The sequence below is a fragment of the Dellaglioa sp. CoH-55-MRSF-9 genome, assembly GCF_056782155.1.
This window is the reverse complement of the sequence record NZ_JBXAYG010000002.1, coordinates 1-20,690: the sequence shown is the minus strand read 5'-3', so window position 1 is coordinate 20,690 and position 20,690 is coordinate 1. Positions and strand designations below refer to the sequence as shown.

Here is a 20,690-nt window from a genome sequence, read left to right as displayed (position 1 = left end):
TTTATTTACTATTCAGCAGTTTTTTTATCATTTCCGCCTTCAACAGCTTCAACGATATCTTCGATTGAATCTACTTTTTCGTCAGCCTTTTTGAAAGAAGCTTCATTCACTTCTTCTTTACCTTGATTAGTTTCAATAATAGCATCAGCCATTTTTGCAGTAATCAAACGTACAGCACGAATTGCATCATCATTTGAAGGGATTTTTACATCAATTTCATCTGGATCACTATTTGTATCAACCATAGCGATGATAGGAATATTCAATTTTTGAGCTTCCTTAACAGCGATACGTTCTTTACGAGGATCAACAATGAATAATACATCAGGGATGCGAGGCATATCTTCAATACCACCCAAGAATTTTTCAAGACGATCTCTACGTTTAATTAATAAAGAAACTTCTTTTTTAGGAAGAAGATCAAATGTGCCATCTTCTGACATTTTTTTGATTTCTTTAAGACGTTTGATACGTTTTTGAATTGTGTTCCAGTTAGTTAAAGTTCCACCTAACCAACGATGGTTAACAAAGTATTGTCCAGCACGAGTTGCTTCTTCTTCAATAGCATCTTGTGCTTGTTTCTTTGTACCAACAAAAAGAACAACACCATCATCTTCAGCAGCTTTTTTCATTGATGCATAAGCAGCATCAACTAATTTAACTGTTTTTTGTAAATCAATGATATAAATACCATTTCTTTCAGTAAAGATGTATGGTTTCATCTTTGGGTTCCAGCGACGTGTTTGATGTCCAAAATGAACACCGGCTTCGAGCAATTGTTTCATACTAATAACAGCCATAATGTAGTGCCTCCGAGTAAAAGTTTTATTTTCCTCCCAAGTGTTCAACTGTGCTAAGACTCTCCCGAGCACCCTCAGTCACATCCCACAAGGTGTGAATTGATGTTTTAACATCGTCTTTAAGTATACAAAATCTAAAATTAGAACACAAGTCTTATTTTTAATTATTTAACTTCTGTTTCCACAACGCCTGTTGTTAAAAATTGATAAGCACTATTCAAAGCAATTTCAACCATATTTTTAACTGCAGTTTCAGTATAGAATGCAATATGAGGTGTTAAAATAACATTTACCATATCTAAAAGTTCATTAAATAATGGATCTTCAATAGATGAGTCCGTTAAATCATGATTAAATATTGGATTTTCGAATTCATACGTATCTAAAGCTGCTCCACCAACTTGTCCTGATTTTAATGCGTCAATTAAATCTTCAGTATTAATTAACGTTCCACGGGCTGTATTTACAATCAGAACTCCGTGTTTCATTTTTTCAAATGAATCTCGATTAAGCATGTGTTCATTCTCTTTTGTAGCTGGCGTATGTAATGTAATAACGTCTGCTTGTTCGAACAACTCATCTAATGTATCAACATAAATACCACTCTTTTTTAATTCAGCATTTGGATAGACATCGTATGCAATAACTTTTGCACCGAATCCTTTGTAAATGTCCATTGCAACCCGGCCAATACGTCCAGTTCCAATAACACCCACGGTTAAGCTTCTCAACTCGCGTGAAATATTTGGAGCCCAACGATAGTCTTGATTTTTAATTTTTAAATTAAATTCTGGTGTTCTTCTTAAGAGTTGCATCAATTGTGTCACAGAAAATTCAGCAATCGCGTTAGGTGAATACGCTGGGACATTTGTCACCGTCACACCGTATTTTTTAGCTGCAACTAAATCAATATTATCAACCCCGACATTTCTAACAGAAAGAATCTTAATATTCATCTCTTTCATTTTAGAAAATAATGTTTCGTTATAAGGGATTGTTTGCAATGCAATAATACCATCAAATCCATCCGCTTGCTGTATCGTTTCATTCGTTAATAAATCTTGAGTAATTTCAACATCAACTTGATTGTCATCAGACCATTGATTACCAAATCCAACTTCATCTTTTCTCATACCGAACGCAATTAGTTTCATAATACAAAATCCTCCATTTTCTGACTAATTTTATTTAAATTTAACTTCTTTATCAGAATGTCCTGTTTCTATTAAGTCTTTACTTGCATTCAAAGCATCTATAACCATATTCCTGACAGCAGGCTCTGTATAGAACGCTGTGTGTGGGGTAATTAACACATTCTCACGTTGCAATAAGTTTTTAAAAGTACCATTTACTTGTGATTCTGTTAATTCTTTATTGAAATAATCAGTCTCATTTTCAAGTGTATCTAATGCGGCACCGGCTACTTTCCCTGAATCTAGCGCTCTTATCAGTGCATCGGTGTCAATCAATGTTCCTCTGGCCATATTCAAAATATGCACACCATTTTGCATTTTACTAAATGCTTCGTCATCTAATAAATGATAATTATCTTCAGTAGCAGGGCTATGAATTGTGATAACTGTTGATTTTGCATATAGCTCATCTAATGTATCAACATAGATTCCTTCTTCTTTCAAAGCAGGATTTTGATAAATATCATATCCAATAATTTTTGCACCAAATGCTTTAAAAATTTTAATGGCTGTTTGCCCAATTCTTCCTGTACCAATCACACCAACTGTTTGTGTGCGGATTTCTTTAGAGATATCGGGTTCCCAAGTGAAATCGTTATTCTTCATTTTACGATTAAATTGTGGTGTTTTTCTAAATAACTCCAACAATTTAGCTACAGATAGCTCCGCAACAGCACTTGGAGAATAAGATGGCACATTCGTCACAATCAATCCATACTTATTAACTGCATCCCCATCAACGTTATCCACACCAGTATTACGAATCGATAAATAATTAATATTTAAATCATGAATTTTTTTAATTAATTCAGGTGTATAGTCCTTTTGTTGGTAGGCAACGATAGCGTCATAATTTTCTGCTAATTGAACTGTTTTTTCGTCTAATAATTCATTAACAGTTTTTATTTTAATTTGATTATCTTTTTCCCATTCTTGGACATACAATAATTCATCTTCTCGGATACCATACGCAATGATTTTCATAATGTTATACCTCTTTATTTTAAAATTTATACTTTCATTATATCATTTGAAATCTTTTTATACATTATTTCAGATTTCAACTGATTGCTTTTTTAAATAAGCAATTTTTTTATCTCTTGATTGGTGTTTGAAAGCATATTCTTTCTTTAATGCTTCAGATTTCGTTTCAAATGATTCCTGCAAAATCATTTTCAAAGGCCGTCTACTAGCTAATTTTGTGTACTTTGCACCTTTCCCTGCATTATGCGTTGCAAGTCTTTTTTCGGGATCCGTTGTAAATCCGCCGTATAGTGTATTATCAGCGCACAGTAATACATAGAAATAATATTTTTTTTCATCTTCCATAAACAATCTCCTGAACCATTTGTGTGTACTCATCATCGTTACCATAAACAACAATAGGAGGCATAATCCTAATTCCTGCTGCATTGCCATCCTTAATTGCTTCAATTAGGACCATGTTAGCCTCTTTTCCCTCTTTTGGATGAACAAATTGGATTTTTTTAGGCGCCAACCGATGATTAACCATTTTACTTAGAATTTCAGGCAATCGATCAGGACGGTGTACGAAAAAAGTTTTCCCCTTCATTTTCAATAAACCGCTAGTAATTTCTAGAATACTATCTAAATTAGTTGTAATTTCATGTCGTGCAATTGCTAAATACTTGTTAGGATTCTGAGAAGATTGTGGCGTATTTGGAAAATAAGGTGGATTACACAATACGGTATCAATTGAGTCTTTTTCTAGATAATCAAACGTGTTGATTAAATCTGTTTGCTTAACTTGTACTTGATTTTCCAAGTGATTCAATTCAATACTTCTATTTGCCATATCAGCTAATTTTTCTTGAAGTTCAATCTGATAAATTTGACCCTTTGTTTTTTGACTAACAAATAACCCGACTGCACCATTGCCCGCACATAAATCAACTATTTTAGTTGATTCTTTTCTTGAAACATCTGCAAAATGGGCTAATAAAACAGCATCCAGTGAAAAAGAAAAAACATCTGAACTCTGAATGATTTTAATTTGATTTGAGTATAATTGGTCAATACGTTCATTGTTATTAAGTGAAACCATTTTTCATTACCCATTTTCTATAATTTTTTTTAAACTTGCAACTTTTAATTTAATTAGTCATACTTACCATACAAAGTTTAAAATTTGAAAGGATTGTTGCCACATGTTTTATTCATTTGCACGAGGTATTGTACGAGTACTTTTATTCTTAATCAATGGGAATGCCCACTATATTAATAAAGAAAAACTACCTGAAGGATCGTATATTTTAGTAGGTCCACACCGAACTTGGTTTGACCCCCTTTACTTTGCCTTAGCTGGTAGTCCTAAAAAGTTTTCATTTATGGCAAAAAAAGAACTATTTGTAAATCCAATTTTACGCTATATCTTAATTCATGCCAATGCTTTTCCAGTTGATCGAGAAAATCCAGGTCCATCAACAATTAAAACGCCAGTTAAATTTTTAAAAAAAGGCGAATTATCATTAATTATGTTTCCCTCAGGTACCCGACATTCCGAGGAATTAAAAGGTGGTTCACTCTTAATTGCTCGAATGGCACAGGTACCCCTAGTTCCAGCAGTCTATCAAGGTCCATTAACCTTAAAGCAACTTTTCAGTAGAAAAAGAGTAACCGTTTCATTCGGTGATCCAATCTATTTAGACAAAAAAACAAAATTGACTGATGAGGTCCAAACAGAAATGGACACCCAATTAATGGCTGCATTTCAAAAATTAGATACTGAAATTAATCCCAATTTTAAATATGTTGATCCCCATAAAAGTAAAAATAATAATTAAATTCCAAAAAAAATACTGGTAGGAAATCATATTGATTTTCTACCAGTATTTTTATTTAAAATTAAACTTAATCATCTGATATATTTTGTAAACTATACATGTCAGCGTATTTACCATTTAATTTTAGTAATTCTTCATGTGTTCCTCGTTCAACAATTTGACCCTTATCCAACACTAGAATTTGGTTAGCGTCAACAATAGTTGACAGTCTGTGTGCGATAACAAGCGTCGTTCTATTTTGTCTCATTTGTTTTAACCCATCTTGTATAAGTTGTTCCGTCTCCGTATCAATATTAGCTGTAGCTTCATCCAATATTAAAATTTTGGGATTAGTTACAATCGTTCTCGCAAATGAAATCAATTGCTTTTCACCAGCGGAGTATGTTGCCCCTCGTTCAACAACTTTCGTTTGATACTGCCGAGGTAATTTATCAATAAATTGATCAGCATGAACAAATTTAGCAGCTTTTTCAATTTGTTCATCAGTAATATCTTGATTAAACATTCTAATATTTGAAGCAACATTACCATAAAATAAAAATGAATCTTGTAATACAAGCCCCATTTTTTTACGTAACTCTTCTGTCGAATATTTTTTAATATCTAAACCATCAATTAAAATTTGCCCTTCTTCAAAATCATAAAATCTCATCAAAATATTGATGGTTGAACTTTTACCACTACCCGTGTGTCCAACGAAAGCAAGTGTTTCACCAGGTTGTACCGTAAATGATATATTCTTTAAAACAGCATTCTCATCATCATAAGAAAAAGTAACATTTTTGAATTCAATTTTACCTTCAGTAATTGTGGCTCCTGCCACGGGTGTTTGTTGTGGTTCTATTGTTTGGTCATCAAGAACACTAATGATTCGGCTACCTGCAACGATTCCATCTTGGAAAGTTGTCAAATAATCCATTAAGTTTGTCATGGGATTGAAGAAATTTTGTAAATATGTTAGAAATGCATATACCATTCCTGCTTCAACAAAATGATCTAAACTGCTAATTCCAAATAACCCAAGTGTCATTACTACAGCCAATGCATAAAATAAACTAATAATTGGTGAAAGTAACAATGAATTAGTTCGAATCATTTCAAATCTTTTTTTCAAATAAAGTTCATTAGTGTCCTCAAATTCGCCTTCAATCCGTTTTTCTTGGCGAAATTGTTGAATCACATTTATTCCAACGATAGATTCATTTAATTTAGTATTTAATCGACTCAAATATTCTCTCATTTGTCGATAAACCTTTGAACTAAACCGTTGGTAATACCATGTTGTTATTAGTAAAATTGGTATAAAAATCAACGTTACCAATGCAATCTGTGGCTTGGCAATATACATTGCTACAAAAGCAGAGATAAGTGAAAATACACCAACGATTAATGTCATAAATAGCGTCCAAAAATCTGCTAATGTCATCGTATCATTAGTAACCCTAGAAACAACAGCTCCAGCCGGTGTCTTATCAAAGTAACGCATCCCTAACGTGTGAATTTTTTTAAAAAGAATGACACGTATTTTTTCTAATGTTTTTTCTGCACCCATTGAGTACAAATACATTTGAATGAATTGAGTAATTGCTTTTAAAATTACACCGATAAAGTAAAGACCCGCAAATAAAAACATAATATTTAGTGGTGTTGATTTCGATTGAAGATAGTTATCCATATAATACTGTAAAAGAAGAGGTAGTAATATATTAATTCCACTTAATATGGCCGCAAATAAAATTGCGATTAAAAAATCGGCTTTAAAATCTTTTGTATAGGGCAACAATCTTTTAATAACTGTTCTTTGTTCTTTACCGCTCAGTTCTTTTTGCCAGCTAGATTTAGGCTTTTCACTCATTAATTTCATCTCCCTCTAACTTGCTTTCAAGTTGTTGTTTAGTTGTCATTTGATAGTACCAACCTTTTGATGTCATTAACGTATCATGCTGTCCTCGCTCAATAATTGTTCCACCATCAATTACGATAATTTCATCTGCATCTTTTACACTACTCATACGGCTTGCAGAAATAATAGTTGTTTTATTTTGACGTTTCTCTTTTAATCTAGTTAAAATAATAGATTCCGTTCTGGCATCAACTGCCGAAAGAGCATCATCCAAAATTAATAGCTCTGGATTAATTACAAGGGCACGAGCGATAGCTAAACGTTGCTTTTGGCCACCAGAGAGGGATATTCCTTGTTCTCCAACCTCTGTTTCATATTTTAGTGGTAATTCAGTGATATCACTATCCAAATCAGCATTAAATGCAGCCATTTCAACCTTTTCTTTTGTTAAATTCATATTAGCAAAACGTATATTATTTAAAATAGTTGTTGAAAATAAAAAGCTTTCCTGAGGAACGTAACCAATTGACTTCAGATACGTATCTAAGGCATACTCTTTAATATTTGAATTATTAACTGAAATCATTCCGTTGTATGCATCAAATTCACGAAGTATCAATTTCATAATCGTTGATTTGCCAGCACCCGTTTTTCCAACAATGCCAAGAGTTTGACCAGAACCAATTTCAAATTTAACATTATGCAAGCTTTCCCGATCATCATCTGGATAATTAAAATGCTGGACATCAAATTTAAAAGATCCCACCGGTAATTTATCTAACCCCTTTTCATTATCTACAATGCCACTTTTTTGATTTAATAATATTTGAACACGATCATAACTAGCATTTCCACGTTCAATAACATTAAATAATCGACCAATAGCAAACATCGGCCAAACAAGTAACGCAATATAACTTATAAATGAAATCAGTTGTCCAATTGAAATAACGTTGTTAGCCACATAGTATCCACCTAAAATGATAGTGCAAACATATGACAATCCAATAATTAAACTTGTTATTGGATCAAACAATGCATCCAATAAATTAACTTTTCTATTAATCTTGATAGTTTCTTCAACTTTTCCTTCAAAATCTTCAATATCTTCTTGTTCTTGTCCAAGAGTCTTAATCACTTTAATTCCGCTGACACTCTCTTGCGTTTTATTATTCAACGTTGAAAACGCTGCTTGAGATGTAGAGAAAGCAGTGTGTATTTTAGTTCCTAAATATCTAGCCATAACCGCCAATAAAGGTAACGGAATAATTGCTAAGATTGTTAAACGCCAATCTATTAAAAATATCATTGCAATTATAGTTGTCCCACCCGTGATAATTGAATCAGCAAAAGTTAGTATACCTGCACCAGCAACCTGCTGAATAGCTGTTAAATCATTCGTTGCATGTGCCATCAAATCGCCTGTTCTATTTTGCTGAAAAAAAGATTGATCCATTTGCATAAAATGTTTAAATAATCGAGTACGTAAAATTTTTTCAAGGCGAGCAGCGCTACCCCAAATATTGGTTCTCCAGATATATCTAAACAGATATTGCCCTAATGCAACAAAAACTAAGATACTAATCCAAATTGCTAACTTACTCACTGTTAGTTCATTTTCACTCATACTATCAACGATATTTCCAATAATTTTAGGTGGAATAATTTGGAAGATTGCCACTAAAATCAGAAAGAATACTGCGATTCCATACGATTTTTTTTCTTGTTTAAAAAACCATCCAAGTTTTCTAAATATAGTCATTCTAACTCCTCCTTTTTATAAAAAAAAACAAGCAAAGGAAATCCTTGCCTGTTCATAAAATATTAAATTATTTTTTTTGCGAACTATTTTTTGCTTGTGCATTCATAGATGACATCATCTGATGTAATTTCTTTTCAGAAGGTTTTTGGCCCATTTGGACCATCATCATTCTTAACATATCTTCATTGATTGGTGGGTTCTTTTGTAAATATGTTTCCATATACTTACGAGCACCGAAAAATCCTCCGACAAGTCCAACTGCTAACGCAATAACGGCGATTAAAATCGTCATTCCCATTGACATAATTCAAGACCCCTTTCAATTCACTTCAATCACTAATTCTACACAATTTTCACATAAAAGAAAAGGTAAATCTATTCAAATTGGGAACTATTTTCTTAGTTATCTCGTAAACCTTTATCACGTTGAACTTTTTTTACTTTGTCAGGTGTTACTTCTTTACCTGTTTTATCATAAACCTGCATCATTTCAACTCGACTTCTAAAACTTTCTCTAAATAATGCAAGATACGTTTCACGAAGTTCTTTTCTTTCAGCTTCTTCAGCCTTTGTTAAACCTTCATCAGTTTTACTTTTTGCAGCTAATTCATTTATTCTTGGTGCTAAATCTTCTGGGATCATTTATTATCACTCCTTAAAATTTCACTCATAAGCATACCTGATAATATGATAAAAAACAATTATTCAAATTAACCGAACGTTTGTTTGCAACAACTACTTTCATATGCTACTATTAAAATAATAAATAATGATGATGAGGTGTACTAAATGACAAAAGCATCTGACAGCAAACAACTTGCAGTCTTGCGCTTTATTCATGAACGAGTGGACACGAAGGGTTATCCACCAACTGTTAGAGAAATTGGCGAAGCTGTTTCTCTATCATCTACTTCCACTGTTCATGGACACATTGCTCGACTTGAAAAAAAAGGATTACTAACTAAAGATCCCACCAAACCTAGGGCAATTGAACTTACACCACTTGGATTAGATGCGATTGGCGTTAATAGTCATGAAAATTTAATTCCAATGGTCGGGACCGTTACTGCTGGTGTACCCATTTTGGCTGTTGAACAGGTAACTGATTATTTCCCCCTCCCACCTGACTTTAATTCCTCAGATGATTTATTCATGTTAACAATTCGCGGAGAAAGCATGATTAATATTGGGATATTAAATGAAGATCAAGTTATTGTCAGAAAACAGTCAACTGCTGAAAATGGTGAAATTGTTATTGCAATGAATGAATTTGATGAGGCAACCTGTAAAAGATTTTTCAAAGAAGAAAATCATTTTCGTCTCCAACCCGAAAATGATTCAATGGAACCAATTATTTTAGATTCTGTCTCTATTTTAGGCAAAGTCATTGGACTCTATCGTCATTTTTAATGAACAAAGCAGAAAAAGCTACTAAATTAGTCAGACTAATCTAGTAGCTTTTTCTATTGAATAGAATATTGCCTTTGCATATTTTTGCTGCCTATTAAAATATATTTAGATTTATCATTACTGTAATCTAAATAAATATCTGCTCCATCATTTTTTAAATGATTTTGATACATATTCTCGTATAATTCAATAGAAACTTGAACACGTTCTTCTAAATTAATTTTCGGTAATTGACTCTTGAAATTATCTGTTAATGTACCAGAAAAGAATTCTCCAACTGCCCCTGAACCATAGCTATACATCCCTATTCTATCACCGGCCTCTAAATCATTACTATTTTCAAGTAAAGATATAAAGCTTAAATATAGTGAGCCAGTATATAAATTTCCAACCTGATTATTATACTTTTTAGCTGCCTCAAATTCTCGTTCTAATTCAATTTTTTTGCTATCTGTCGCTTCATTAAGGACTTCTCTTAAACCTTTAACACCAAGTTTTGTATATGGCAAATGATATAAAATAGCCTTAAAATCAGCAACAGTTAATCCTGTTTTATTTTTATACTCATTCCATGTTTGATTAAAAAAATCTAAATATACGTTCTGAGAAGTTTTACCGTCTACAAGTGCTTCGCTGTGATTTAATGGGCGCCAAAAATCCATAACATTTTCCGTTACAAATCCACTATCTGCATCTAATAAAAGTATTTTTGGGTTTTTCGTAATAATCATTGCGACAGCGCCGCCACCTTGTGTAGGTTCACCCGCAGTATTTAGACCATATCTAGCAATATCAGCACCAATGACTAAAACCTGACTATTTGGATTAAGCGACACATGTCCTTTTGCCAATTGAATAGCGGCCGTTGCTCCATAGCAAGCTTGCTTAATTTCGATTGATCTCACGTGTTTTAAGCCTAAAAGACCTGAAACGTAGGCTCCTGCCGACTTTGAATTATCAATACCGGATTCTGTTGCAAAAATAACAAAGTCAATTTTGTCTCTATTTTCGTTATCTATTAATAGATCTGCAGCATTTGCACCCATCGTCACCACGTCCTGTGTCGGCGGTATAACAGCCATTTTTGATTGGCCAATTCCAATTAAATATTTATTAGGATCTACATTTCTGACATTAGCTAATTCTGACATATCAACGTACTGATTCGATGTAAAAAAATTAATTCGATCAATTCCAATTTTCATTAATCTTCCAGCTTCCATTTATTATATTGTTTTTATTGTACTTGATGTCTCATTTGATGGCAAGATTTGGTATCACTGGTTTAAAAAGGTATCATTATTCAGTTTCAAATACTAAACCTAAATACTTTTATTACTACCCTAGAAATATCTTTATCAATAAACTATCACACTCGGCGAACAGATAAAATTTGGCAACGATTACAAGACTCATTGGTCGTATTGCACTTAATTGCACTTAATTGCACTTAATTCCCCTTGAATACTAATTATAGAATCACTTTATGTATTCTCTTGTAATTGTCCAGTTAGACGTATAAAATTTAACCATATATTTATACGAAAAAGGGGATTAATATGATTGCACAAACATTTTATTTAATTGTTTTAATTATTTGGGTGTCTATGATTGGGTTAACTATTTGGGATAAAGGTTTGACTAATTTTTTTAAATATATATTCACCCCTACAAAAATACCAAGACAAAATAGATTTAAACACCCTTTTTTGTCGTTTTTAGTTATTCAAGAAAAAGAACAAAAATTTTATTTTTATGCAGTAAGTTTTTTAATAGGTACAATTTTTGGTCTAATGTTTTTCCCCAGGTTCTTAATTTTAAGACTACTAACATTTAGCATTGCTTCATTACTGTTTTGTTATAGTTTTTTTTCATACCTAAAATTATTCCCTAAAAAAACAAAACTCTGGCAAATTGAATCGTATTTATTATTACTTATTACTACATTCATTTTTTATCTAATTAATTATATGAATTTGATTACACCACTAATGGAAACAACAGTTATTTTTACATTTATATTAGGTATTATTATCATTACCTTTAGTTCATTCTATTTATTAAAATTACTTTCATACATTGTTCAAAATAATTTTGCACATACTGTACAGGTTATTGCTGAATTTGCATTAAATATTTTCTATGAAGGTTTGCTTGTTGGAACTTCTTTAATAGGCGTTTTAGGAGGTGAATCAAAAGTTACCGAATTTGTCTCTAAGTTACCCAGTGTCCATGTTGTTGATCACTTAGTAGCTATTTCATATTATGGCTTGAGTGATTTTTTTGGAGACCCCATAAATTCTATTCAAAATGTTCAGTCATATCCAACAATAATTTTATATATTCATCTGCTAAGCTTATTATTTGGCGCAAGCTACACGTGGATATTTCTTGCTAACTTAATAAGCATTGATAATAATTAAATGAGTTTTGCAATTATATTAAAAAGTTGATATACTAAACAAAGTTATTTTGGAGAGTTGGCAGAGTGGTAATGCACCGGACTCGAAATCCGGCGAACGCTGTAATGGCGCGCGCAGGTTCAAATCCTGTACTCTCCTTTTTATATCATATTAAACCAAAATAAAAAAACACAAACGCCAGTTTAAAGGCATTTGTGTTTTTTATTTTGTATAAAAAGAGACTATAAAGCATTAAAACATCATATGACTTTGCACATATTTCGCACATTTTTATATACCTAACATTAAAAAAGCTTTAAGTGACTTTCTGAATTATAAAAAATCAGTATTATACCTGTATCTTGGACCCAAACTGATGTATATATAATTAATATTTCGCAAACAACCGTCTGTTCTTGGTAAAAGGAAGATAATATTCAAAAGCTCGTAGCTTAATTTAAAAATAAAAAGCTCTAGTATTGGACGAAAATCCAATACTAGAGCCTCATTTTATAAAATTATACAACAATAGCTATCATAAAGCTGTAATCATGAATTTAATAGTTCATTAAACTGAATATATCATAGTCTTTTATTTTTTGACGGCCCTTTAAATCATCTAATTCAATAAAAAAGGCAGTCCCTACAACAATACCACCTAATTGTTCAACTAATTCTATCGTCGCTGCAATCGTACCACCAGTTGCTAATAAATCATCTGTTACTAAAACCCTCTGTCCAGGTTGTACCGCATCCTTATGCATATATAGTGCAGATTCTCCGTACTCCAATGCATACTTGGCCTCAACGGTTTCTCGAGGTAACTTACCTTTTTTTCTAGCTGGTGCAAATCCTACACCTAGATCATAGGCCACTGGACATCCAACAATAAACCCTCTAGCTTCAGGGCCAACAATCATCTCAACATTTTTACTCTTGGCATATTCTACAATTTTATTTGTTGCTTCGCGGTATGCTGCTCCGTCTGCCATTAAGGGTGATATATCTCGAAAAACAACACCTTTTTCTGGGTAATCAGGAATTGCAGCAATATACTTTGTTAAATCTAATACCATTAATAAACGCTCCTTTAATCTTCTGTATTCAATTGTTCAAGTATCCACTTTTTAAGATCATTCTCTTTAGAGTAGACTAACTTATCTTCAGCTAATATTCGATTATTTCTTAGCTTATATTCAGAAGTATTTTTAATGTCCATTTTATTTGTTGTACTTTTTCCAGTCATTAATCCATCTTTTATTTTAACAAATTCCAACTCTAAAAACACCTTAATCATGAATATTAATAAATTTTTCTTTATTTTTAAAAAATCAGATAAGACGATTAGTTGATTATTAATATCAACATCTTTATGACTCATCACAAATTTATATAACTTTGCATACTGTTCTCTGGATGGCATACCATCTAAATAGGCACTGTTAGTCTTTAAAAATACTGCAATTATTTTCTGACTATCCGATAAACGTAATATTGTAGACATTTGTTCCAACGAGCTTGGGCAATCTACAAATATAATTGTTCTTTGATTATCAAAATCTGATACACTTTTTAGTTGATCAGCCTGCTTAAATATCTGTTTGTCTGATGAAAATTGTTTTACTTGGTCATAATTTTTTTTATTCCAGAATATAAACAAGCCTTCATTTTGAAATAAACTTTTATTCACGTGGTCAGTTCTTTCATCAATAATTACAAGCCCTTCAAATTTAATGTCCTGTACCATTAACTGTAAATTTGTTTTATTCATCCATACATTTTTTTCAATTTCACCGATTAATTTGATCTCATCTAAAGTATTCTTGAAATCATCAACATACTTTGCATTTGAAAATGAAATTCCACTAATTTTTTCTTTCTCACCAACAACTTCAAATTTTAAGTGAGTTCCTGTTTTACCAATAGCCTTAACATTTTGTATTGATTTATATTTAATTTCAAAAATCGGTTTTTCATTGTCTGTACCAAATGGTTTTAATTTTTCAATATCCTTATAAAAATCCAAAGTCAATTGATCTACATTTAGCTTTGCTACAACCACTTTGGCTGGCTTAACGTTCAATTGAATTCCTTGAGATACTGCTTCATTTTCCAAGTCTAATCTAAATCTTTCTAAGTTTTGAATGGGAAATGTTAATCCCACGGCCATATGATGTCCACCAAAATGAGATGTTAATTCTCTATGTTCATTAATTGCGTTATACAAATGAAATGTATCAATACTTCGACCGGATCCTTTTAAATAGCCCTTCTCTGTATCTTGGTTTAAAATAATTGTCGGTTTACCAGTTACTTCAACAACACGACTAGCAACGATACCTAATACACCTTCGTGCCAATTTTCACCTGTTATTACCAGTGTTTTCTTGTACTGATTATACTCTGCTGTAGCCTGTTTCAATGCTAGTTCTAATATATCTGCTACAATTTTTTGACGGCGTACATTTTCAGATTGAACAAAGTTTGCTATTTCCTGTGCTCGTTCATCGTCTAGACTAGTTAACAGTTCAACACCAATATTTGCATCACCTAATCGCCCAATTGCATTTAAACGCGGCGCAATACCAAAACCAATATCTTTTTCATCTACTGTTTCCTGTTTTACATTCGCAACTTCCATTAATGCAATCAATCCTGGCCGGAACGTTTGTTGTAAAACCTTCAGACCGAAACTTACAAGTGAACGATTTTCATCTGTCAGTGATACCAAATCTGCTACTGTACCGATTACCACTAAATCTAGTAATTCTTCTGAAATATCACCTGTTAATGCACTCGCAACTTTAAATGCCACACCAGCACCTGAAAGTTCTCCAAACGGATATTTTCCTTCAGGATGTCGAGGATGAATTATTGCATAAGCCTTTGGTAAAACATCTGGTAATTCATGATGATCGGTTACGATAACATCTATACCTTGAGATTGAGCAAATTCTATTGCTTCATTCCCTGATACACCATTATCAACAGTAATAATCAAATTAGTACCATTGTCTATTATTCTTTTATAAGCATCTACATTAGGTCCGTAACCATCTATAAATCGGTTAGGTATATAAGTTTCCACATCTGCGCCCATATCACTAAGTGTCTCAAACATGATTGAGGTACTCGTTAACCCATCAGCATCATAATCACCATAAACCGTTATTTTTTGATTTTTAACTATTGCTTGTTGAATTCGTTCAATTCCTTTACTCATATCATGCATAAGCATTGGATCGTGAATGTTTTCTGCTCCTACATTTAAAAAATCAGTAATAGCTTTTTCAGATGTAAGTCCGCGGCTCCATAGTAAAGATATCAATGAATGATCTAATTGAATATTTTCAAATATTTCATTAGGTATTTTGTCATTACTTAAATCTAAAAACTTCCAACTATACTTTGATTCAATCATGTTAAACCTCTACTTTACTAACGATTTATATTTTCTGATTTTAACGTTTTAATTTCATTTTGTAGTAATTGAACTTCTTTTCTATTCTGAGTTTTTATTTTATCAATTGAATTTTTCAATGATTCATCAAAATTATTTTTATAGTCATCCAATTGTTGATTTAATTCTTTATTTTCTTTTTTTAATTTTAAAGTTGCACTTGTTGTTAACAGACCTATCAGTAGTGCTCCTGCTAAAATTGAAAATAATAAAATAAGAATCATTGGCATTTTAATTTCTGCAAACCAAAAATTAATTGAAACTTCCTTTACATTTAAAATTGAAAAAATTGCTATTACGATAATAAGTAATAACGCTATGATTGTTCGCCATTGTTTTTTCATATTTTCCCCCACTATTTTTTGTTAAATACTGTACCCGCAAGTAAATCTCCCATTTTAGGGAAAATTGTATATCCCAAATATGCCATTTCCATATAATATGGTAAATTAATTTCGCGTTTATTTGTACTTATGTTTCTTGATATAATCTTTGCAACATGCGCAGGATTTAGCATCATTGATCCAATATTTTTTAAATAGTTGCCCTCTTTATCAGCTATTTTGAAGAAATTAGTATCAATTGGTCCAGGATTAACTGTCATAACTTTAATCCCTAGTGGTTTTAATTCTAATCTCAACGCATTAGAATAACCAAGGACACCATATTTCGTTGCTGAATAAATTGCTGATTTCGGTGTTGCAATTTTCCCAGCAATAGATGCAATATTAATAATAACGCCATATTTTCTATCTGCCATATTTAGCGCAACATTTTGAGTCATGTACATTAGCCCCAAGACGTTTACTCTAAACATTTTTTCAGCAACATCCATATCAAAAGATAACACATTCTCCATCAAACCAAACCCTGCATTATTTATAAGTACTTCAATCGGTCCAATTGAAGATTCAATTTTTTTAACCATTTTTTCAATTTGAATTGGATCAGAAACATCACATTCAATCGCATAAGCCAATCGACCAGATAGACGCTGACAAGCATCTTTAACCTCTGTAAGTTTATCCATTTGTCTAGCGCAAATAACAACAATTGCACCTTTTCTAGCAACCTCATATGCCAGTTCCTTACCTAAACCACTTGAACCACCACTAATTAGAACGATTCTATTACGTAAATCTTTTAACTCTTTATATTGACTAATCATTTACTTTTTCCTTTTGAGAAAACGGCACATTAATTACATCAAAATCTCTAACAACCGTTGTATTTTTAAAGATACTTCTTGCCTCACTCTGTAAAGTAATGGCCATTTTACCAACATATCTTGCGGAAATATGTGTCAATAATAACATTTTCACGTTTGATTTTTTAGCGATTTCTGCAGCCTGAGCACTAGTTGTATGATAATAATTCCTTGCCATTTTTGATTCAGCTTTTTCAAATGTACTCTCATGAACCAGAACATTTGCATTTTCAGCTAATGTATAACTATTTTTTGTTTTTCTTGTATCGCCCAAAATTGTGACAATACGCCCTTTTTTAGTTTCTCCCAAAAAATCATTTCCATTTAATTTTGTGCCGTCTTCTAATTGAACTATTTTACCGGCTTTTAATTCTCCATAAATTGGACCAGACGGAATATTTAATTCTTTAAGTTTATCTATTTGTAATTCGCCTGCATAATCATGTTCCACAATTCGATAACCCACGCTTATAATACGATGATCTAAGTAATCAAAATATACTTTAAAAGTGCTATCTTCAAATATTAATCCAGGTTTATCAAGTTCTACAAATTTAATTGTATATGACAACTTCGTTTCAGAAACTTGTAAACTGGTCTTCACAAAATTTTGAATTCCTTTAGGACCAAAAATAGTTAAAGGTCCATTACCTCCTTGAAATGATCGGCTACTCAAAAGACCTGGCAACCCAAAAATATGATCTCCGTGTAAATGTGTAATGAATATTTTTTCGATTTTCCGAGGTTTTATTGTCGTTTGTAAAATTTGATGTTGTGTTGCTTCACCTACATCAAACAACCAAACACTATTACGTTCATCTAGTAGTTTTAGTGCAATACTGGTTACATTTCTATTTTTTGCAGGTGCTCCTGCTCCTGTACCTAAAAATTCTAATTCCATATTATTAACCTATCCTTACTTATTCATTTGATTTCATTGGTAATGTAACTTCAAAAACGACACCCTTCGGTATCTTATTTCTAACTTCAATTTTACCTTTATGCTCTTCAACGATCCATTTCGCAATTGACAAGCCTAACCCATTACCACCTGTTTTACGATTTCTTGATTTTTCTTCTCTATAAAAGCGTTGGAAGATTATTTTTTTATGTGTATCACTAATATTTTCTCCATCATTAATGACTTGTATCACTAGTTGCTTAGCCGACTCAATAACGATAAACGAAATTTCATTACCCGCTACTGTGTATTTCAATGCATTATCAAGTAAAATGACAATTAATTGATGTATACGGTCTTCGTCTAATTGAATGTACTTACTTGCAATATTTATTTGAAAATAAAATTGTTTATTTTGACTAAGCGCAATATCTGCATAAGGATGAATAATATTCTCAAAGTATTCCTTAGCAAGGACTTTCTTAAAGTTAAACACATTAGCATTAGAATCTGAATTAGCTAACAATAATAGATCTTTTGTTAGATTATTTAATCGTCTAATCTCACTTAATGAAGTTGCAATTGACTCGCTTTCATCGATAATATTTGCATTAGGTTTTGTTAACAAATACTCTAATTTATTTTGTACTATCGTCAATGGTGTTCTAAGCTCATGGGCTGCATTATCGATAAATTCTCTTTGCTTATTCCATGCACTAATCGTTGGTTTAATACTAATAGATGATAAAATAACACTTAAGGCAATCGACAACATTCCAAAAATAAGCAGAGATACAAGTAAAATATTCCTAAAACTAATCAATGAGTTTTGATTAATCTCAATATTTTCAATAATTTGAATATATCGTGCTTTATGCCATTTTTTAACAGCTGAGTCTGGAATTTCCATTAAGTATGACCTAAACGTAGGTCCGTTTTTTTGTTTAATTGTTTTAAATTTGTTTAAATCAGATTTTTTAAATGGTATCTTATTAAAAACGGGGTATCTGGTACCCATTGCATCTTTATTAATTATTTCTCCATTTTGTGACCATAAGATTTGATAGACTTTAAAGTCAGGTGCTTGCTTCAAAAGTGGACTATCATCGATTCTATTTATGGAGACATAATTAGAATCTTTTATTCGTCTAATTTGTTTTTTCATTGATATATCTACATTAACTGTTAAGGTGTCATTAAATGAACTATATACAATTAAACCAAGTGTTACAAAAATAATACTGAAGCTTAAAAGATACATAAAAAATAATTTTATACGCGTATCTCTATTTGCCTTATTTTTCATCAGGTTCAACCAGATAACCAACGTTTCTAATTGTTCGAATCATTTTTTCATGACCAATCTTTTTTAATTTTTTTCTCAGATTACTCATATAAACTTCTACAACCGTAATGCTAGTATCGGACGTAAATCCCCAAACACGGTCAAATATTTGTTCTTTCGTTAAAATAGTATTCTTATTTTCCAGTAAGTATGTTAAAAATTCATACTCTTTACCCTGTAAATTGATAGATTGGCTGCCAGAAATAATTGTTCTGTTATCAGATAAAATCATATCTTGATATTTTAATTCACTATCTATTTCAAATTTCATTGTTCTTTTCAGAAGAGCCTTTATTCTCATTTGTAATTCGTTTAAATTGAATGGCTTAGCTAAATAATCATCCGCCCCTAAATTAAATCCGGTAATTTTATCGTCAACACTATCTTTTGCTGATAAGATTAGCACTGCCGTGTCAATTTTCTTTTCTCGAATTTTTTTTAATACATCAAATCCCGATATTGTAGGAAGCATTAAATCTAAAATAATAATATCATATATATTTTGTGAAGCTTTAAAAAAGCCTTCCTCGCCATCGAACGCTTGCTCTAACGTCATAATTTTTGCTGTTGCTTCAACAATATTATCAGAAATAATTGTATCATCTTCAATAATTAATCCTCTTGGCATTTTTTTTCCTCATTCCTTTCATTTTCATTAAAAAAAATGCATAATAATTATATCTTCTACTAAAGGATGGTTAAATATTATGCGAATGATCGATTTAGAATTAGCCACTATTGATTTAAATAAAAATTTTAATTTATATTACACTACTAATAATCTATTTTACCCTATTTCTAAGGTAATTAGTACATCAGAATATTTTATTTTAATTGTTACTCCCTCTGATAAACCCTTGTTACTTCAAGATTTACTTCACGTATCTGAGTTGAAATCACGTCATAATAAGCTGTTTATCCAAACTATTGATAAAAATTTACATTTAATTTTAGGTTATAAAATAGATCATAATAAACTATTTTTAGCTTAAAACTTAAAATAGATCTGTCTTCATTCTACTCTGATGCTATTATATATATCGCATGGAGTATTAATAAAAAATGCTAACTGCTGTTATACAGTTAGCATTAGTGACATTTGTTAATAGATAAAGTTATTCTACATAATTATCCTGTCTTTATAGTATATCTAAAAAATGGAGGTAAAACAAATGAATATTCTATCTACAACAGTAAGTATCGTTGCCCTATTAATTTCACTGTATACCCTGTACATCGTCCTAAAAAGTAATAGATAAATTAAACGCTAATTTTTAACACAATACATTATTCATACAACTACTGGATTAAGTCATCAATTGTCCTATCTTATTCAAAAAAGGACAATATTAGTTTGTTGAAACAAATTTAAAAAACATTATAGAACATAGCTATTTTAAGGGTGTACACTTTCTGGTGTTGGTGAAATAAAATTCATCAACACCAGTTTTTTATTCTGAAAACAAAAAAAGAGGCCACCATGACCTGTACTAGGCCCTGTCAAGTTGACGGATGAAATAATATAAAATTTAATATGTTTCTAAATGGCTTTATCCCAGTATT

The 20,690-nt window shown here is 31.6% G+C and carries 21 protein-coding genes and 1 tRNA gene; 5 read left to right on the top strand and 17 right to left on the bottom strand.

The features are described from left to right. Positions 1-8: 8 nt before the first annotated feature. From rpsB to AC1RPV_RS01910, 5 genes are all read right to left on the bottom strand, one after another. Positions 9-800, bottom strand: a complete 792-nt coding sequence (gene rpsB / locus AC1RPV_RS01930; protein WP_409022443.1) for a 30S ribosomal protein S2 — start codon at positions 798-800, stop codon at positions 9-11. Between the two features lie 164 nt (positions 801-964). Next, on the bottom strand, positions 965-1,954 hold the full coding sequence (locus AC1RPV_RS01925) for a D-2-hydroxyacid dehydrogenase (RefSeq protein ID WP_481761388.1): 990 nt from the start codon (positions 1,952-1,954) through the stop codon (positions 965-967). A gap of 30 nt (positions 1,955-1,984) precedes the next feature. Then, entirely contained in the window at positions 1,985-2,977 is a 993-nt protein-coding gene (locus AC1RPV_RS01920; protein ID WP_481761389.1) for a D-2-hydroxyacid dehydrogenase, read from the bottom strand. Between the two features lie 69 nt (positions 2,978-3,046). Continuing rightward, positions 3,047-3,322 (bottom strand): GIY-YIG nuclease family protein, encoded by a 276-nt coding sequence (locus AC1RPV_RS01915; protein ID WP_409022440.1) that lies wholly within the window; start codon positions 3,320-3,322, stop codon positions 3,047-3,049. Then, on the bottom strand, positions 3,312-4,058 hold the full coding sequence (locus AC1RPV_RS01910; RefSeq protein WP_409022439.1) for a tRNA1(Val) (adenine(37)-N6)-methyltransferase: 747 nt from the start codon (positions 4,056-4,058) through the stop codon (positions 3,312-3,314). The genes AC1RPV_RS01915 and AC1RPV_RS01910 overlap by 11 nt, the downstream gene beginning before the upstream one ends. A gap of 103 nt (positions 4,059-4,161) precedes the next feature. Here AC1RPV_RS01910 and AC1RPV_RS01905 point away from each other — a divergent pair, with 103 nt between their 5' ends. Beyond that, the gene (locus AC1RPV_RS01905) at positions 4,162-4,797 is read left to right on the top strand and encodes a lysophospholipid acyltransferase family protein (protein WP_409022438.1); all 636 of its coding nucleotides are present in this window, start codon (positions 4,162-4,164) and stop codon (positions 4,795-4,797) included. Between the two features lie 67 nt (positions 4,798-4,864). Here AC1RPV_RS01905 and AC1RPV_RS01900 read toward each other — a convergent pair whose 3' ends face one another. The 4 genes from AC1RPV_RS01900 to AC1RPV_RS01885 form a co-directional block, all read right to left on the bottom strand. Then, entirely contained in the window at positions 4,865-6,652 is a 1,788-nt protein-coding gene (locus AC1RPV_RS01900) for an ABC transporter ATP-binding protein (RefSeq protein WP_481761390.1), read from the bottom strand. Beyond that, complete coding sequence (locus AC1RPV_RS01895) at positions 6,645-8,402, bottom strand: ABC transporter ATP-binding protein (RefSeq protein WP_481761391.1); 1,758 nt, start codon at positions 8,400-8,402, stop codon at positions 6,645-6,647. Before AC1RPV_RS01895 ends, AC1RPV_RS01900 begins: the two co-directional genes overlap by 8 nt. Positions 8,403-8,469: 67 nt before the next feature. Continuing rightward, positions 8,470-8,706 carry a YneF family protein gene (locus tag AC1RPV_RS01890; RefSeq protein ID WP_112249992.1) on the bottom strand — a complete coding sequence of 79 codons (237 nt, stop codon included), beginning with the start codon at positions 8,704-8,706 and terminating at the stop codon, positions 8,470-8,472. A gap of 95 nt (positions 8,707-8,801) precedes the next feature. Beyond that, positions 8,802-9,044, bottom strand: a complete 243-nt coding sequence (locus AC1RPV_RS01885) for a DUF896 domain-containing protein (RefSeq protein ID WP_409022435.1) — start codon at positions 9,042-9,044, stop codon at positions 8,802-8,804. A gap of 147 nt (positions 9,045-9,191) precedes the next feature. Between AC1RPV_RS01885 and lexA the strand changes: the two genes are divergently transcribed. Continuing rightward, positions 9,192-9,812: a transcriptional repressor LexA gene (gene lexA, locus AC1RPV_RS01880; RefSeq protein ID WP_409022434.1), complete on the top strand. Its 621-nt coding sequence runs from the start codon at positions 9,192-9,194 to the stop codon at positions 9,810-9,812. 53 nt (positions 9,813-9,865) lie between these two features. On the opposite strand, the gene AC1RPV_RS01875 is transcribed toward lexA, so the two are convergent. Beyond that, entirely contained in the window at positions 9,866-11,017 is a 1,152-nt protein-coding gene (locus tag AC1RPV_RS01875) for a hydroxymethylglutaryl-CoA synthase (protein ID WP_481761392.1), read from the bottom strand. 354 nt (positions 11,018-11,371) lie between these two features. On the opposite strand from AC1RPV_RS01875, the gene AC1RPV_RS01870 reads away from it, so the two are divergent. Together AC1RPV_RS01870 and AC1RPV_RS01865 are read left to right on the top strand one after the other, a co-directional pair. Next, the gene (locus tag AC1RPV_RS01870) at positions 11,372-12,235 is read left to right on the top strand and encodes a hypothetical protein (protein WP_481761393.1); all 864 of its coding nucleotides are present in this window, start codon (positions 11,372-11,374) and stop codon (positions 12,233-12,235) included. Between the two features lie 51 nt (positions 12,236-12,286). Next, positions 12,287-12,373 (top strand) — tRNA-Ser (locus AC1RPV_RS01865). A gap of 398 nt (positions 12,374-12,771) precedes the next feature. On the opposite strand, the gene AC1RPV_RS01860 is transcribed toward AC1RPV_RS01865, so the two are convergent. From AC1RPV_RS01860 to AC1RPV_RS01830, 7 genes are all read right to left on the bottom strand, one after another. Further along, positions 12,772-13,290 carry an adenine phosphoribosyltransferase gene (locus AC1RPV_RS01860; RefSeq protein WP_481761394.1) on the bottom strand — a complete coding sequence of 173 codons (519 nt, stop codon included), beginning with the start codon at positions 13,288-13,290 and terminating at the stop codon, positions 12,772-12,774. A 14-nt stretch (positions 13,291-13,304) separates the two neighbouring features. Beyond that, positions 13,305-15,635, bottom strand: coding sequence for a single-stranded-DNA-specific exonuclease RecJ (gene recJ / locus AC1RPV_RS01855; RefSeq protein WP_481761395.1), 2,331 nt, complete (start codon positions 15,633-15,635; stop codon positions 13,305-13,307). A gap of 17 nt (positions 15,636-15,652) precedes the next feature. Further along, positions 15,653-16,018, bottom strand: coding sequence for a lipopolysaccharide assembly protein LapA domain-containing protein (locus tag AC1RPV_RS01850; RefSeq protein ID WP_481761396.1), 366 nt, complete (start codon positions 16,016-16,018; stop codon positions 15,653-15,655). Positions 16,019-16,029: 11 nt separating this feature from the next. Continuing rightward, positions 16,030-16,839 carry an SDR family NAD(P)-dependent oxidoreductase gene (locus tag AC1RPV_RS01845; RefSeq protein WP_409022789.1) on the bottom strand — a complete coding sequence of 270 codons (810 nt, stop codon included), beginning with the start codon at positions 16,837-16,839 and terminating at the stop codon, positions 16,030-16,032. Beyond that, positions 16,835-17,782 carry a ribonuclease Z gene (gene rnz, locus AC1RPV_RS01840; protein ID WP_481761397.1) on the bottom strand — a complete coding sequence of 316 codons (948 nt, stop codon included), beginning with the start codon at positions 17,780-17,782 and terminating at the stop codon, positions 16,835-16,837. Before rnz ends, AC1RPV_RS01845 begins: the two co-directional genes overlap by 5 nt. A 19-nt stretch (positions 17,783-17,801) precedes the next feature. Next, positions 17,802-18,947, bottom strand: a complete 1,146-nt coding sequence (locus AC1RPV_RS01835) for a sensor histidine kinase (protein WP_481761398.1) — start codon at positions 18,945-18,947, stop codon at positions 17,802-17,804. A gap of 130 nt (positions 18,948-19,077) precedes the next feature. Then, the gene (locus AC1RPV_RS01830; protein WP_409022427.1) at positions 19,078-19,755 is read right to left on the bottom strand and encodes a response regulator transcription factor; all 678 of its coding nucleotides are present in this window, start codon (positions 19,753-19,755) and stop codon (positions 19,078-19,080) included. An 85-nt stretch (positions 19,756-19,840) separates the two neighbouring features. On the opposite strand from AC1RPV_RS01830, the gene AC1RPV_RS01825 reads away from it, so the two are divergent. Further along, a complete protein-coding gene (locus tag AC1RPV_RS01825) occupies positions 19,841-20,119 on the top strand; it encodes a hypothetical protein (RefSeq protein WP_481761399.1) in 279 nt (92 codons plus the stop codon). Positions 20,120-20,690 lie beyond the last annotated feature (571 nt).

Coding starts and splice junctions, on each gene's coding strand:
- rpsB (WP_409022443.1), bottom strand. CDS start 800: ATGGCTGTTATTAGTATGAAACAATTGCTCGAAGCCGGTGTTCATTTT.
- AC1RPV_RS01925 (WP_481761388.1), bottom strand. CDS start 1,954: ATGAAACTAATTGCGTTCGGTATGAGAAAAGATGAAGTTGGATTTGGT.
- AC1RPV_RS01920 (WP_481761389.1), bottom strand. CDS start 2,977: ATGAAAATCATTGCGTATGGTATCCGAGAAGATGAATTATTGTATGTC.
- AC1RPV_RS01915 (WP_409022440.1), bottom strand. CDS start 3,322: ATGGAAGATGAAAAAAAATATTATTTCTATGTATTACTGTGCGCTGAT.
- AC1RPV_RS01910 (WP_409022439.1), bottom strand. CDS start 4,058: ATGGTTTCACTTAATAACAATGAACGTATTGACCAATTATACTCAAAT.
- AC1RPV_RS01905 (WP_409022438.1), top strand. CDS start 4,162: ATGTTTTATTCATTTGCACGAGGTATTGTACGAGTACTTTTATTCTTA.
- AC1RPV_RS01900 (WP_481761390.1), bottom strand. CDS start 6,652: ATGAGTGAAAAGCCTAAATCTAGCTGGCAAAAAGAACTGAGCGGTAAA.
- AC1RPV_RS01895 (WP_481761391.1), bottom strand. CDS start 8,402: ATGACTATATTTAGAAAACTTGGATGGTTTTTTAAACAAGAAAAAAAA.
- AC1RPV_RS01890 (WP_112249992.1), bottom strand. CDS start 8,706: ATGTCAATGGGAATGACGATTTTAATCGCCGTTATTGCGTTAGCAGTT.
- AC1RPV_RS01885 (WP_409022435.1), bottom strand. CDS start 9,044: ATGATCCCAGAAGATTTAGCACCAAGAATAAATGAATTAGCTGCAAAA.
- lexA (WP_409022434.1), top strand. CDS start 9,192: ATGACAAAAGCATCTGACAGCAAACAACTTGCAGTCTTGCGCTTTATT.
- AC1RPV_RS01875 (WP_481761392.1), bottom strand. CDS start 11,017: ATGAAAATTGGAATTGATCGAATTAATTTTTTTACATCGAATCAGTAC.
- AC1RPV_RS01870 (WP_481761393.1), top strand. CDS start 11,372: ATGATTGCACAAACATTTTATTTAATTGTTTTAATTATTTGGGTGTCT.
- AC1RPV_RS01860 (WP_481761394.1), bottom strand. CDS start 13,290: ATGGTATTAGATTTAACAAAGTATATTGCTGCAATTCCTGATTACCCA.
- recJ (WP_481761395.1), bottom strand. CDS start 15,635: ATGATTGAATCAAAGTATAGTTGGAAGTTTTTAGATTTAAGTAATGAC.
- AC1RPV_RS01850 (WP_481761396.1), bottom strand. CDS start 16,018: ATGAAAAAACAATGGCGAACAATCATAGCGTTATTACTTATTATCGTA.
- rnz (WP_481761397.1), bottom strand. CDS start 17,782: ATGGAATTAGAATTTTTAGGTACAGGAGCAGGAGCACCTGCAAAAAAT.
- AC1RPV_RS01835 (WP_481761398.1), bottom strand. CDS start 18,947: ATGAAAAAACAAATTAGACGAATAAAAGATTCTAATTATGTCTCCATA.
- AC1RPV_RS01830 (WP_409022427.1), bottom strand. CDS start 19,755: ATGCCAAGAGGATTAATTATTGAAGATGATACAATTATTTCTGATAAT.
- AC1RPV_RS01825 (WP_481761399.1), top strand. CDS start 19,841: ATGATCGATTTAGAATTAGCCACTATTGATTTAAATAAAAATTTTAAT.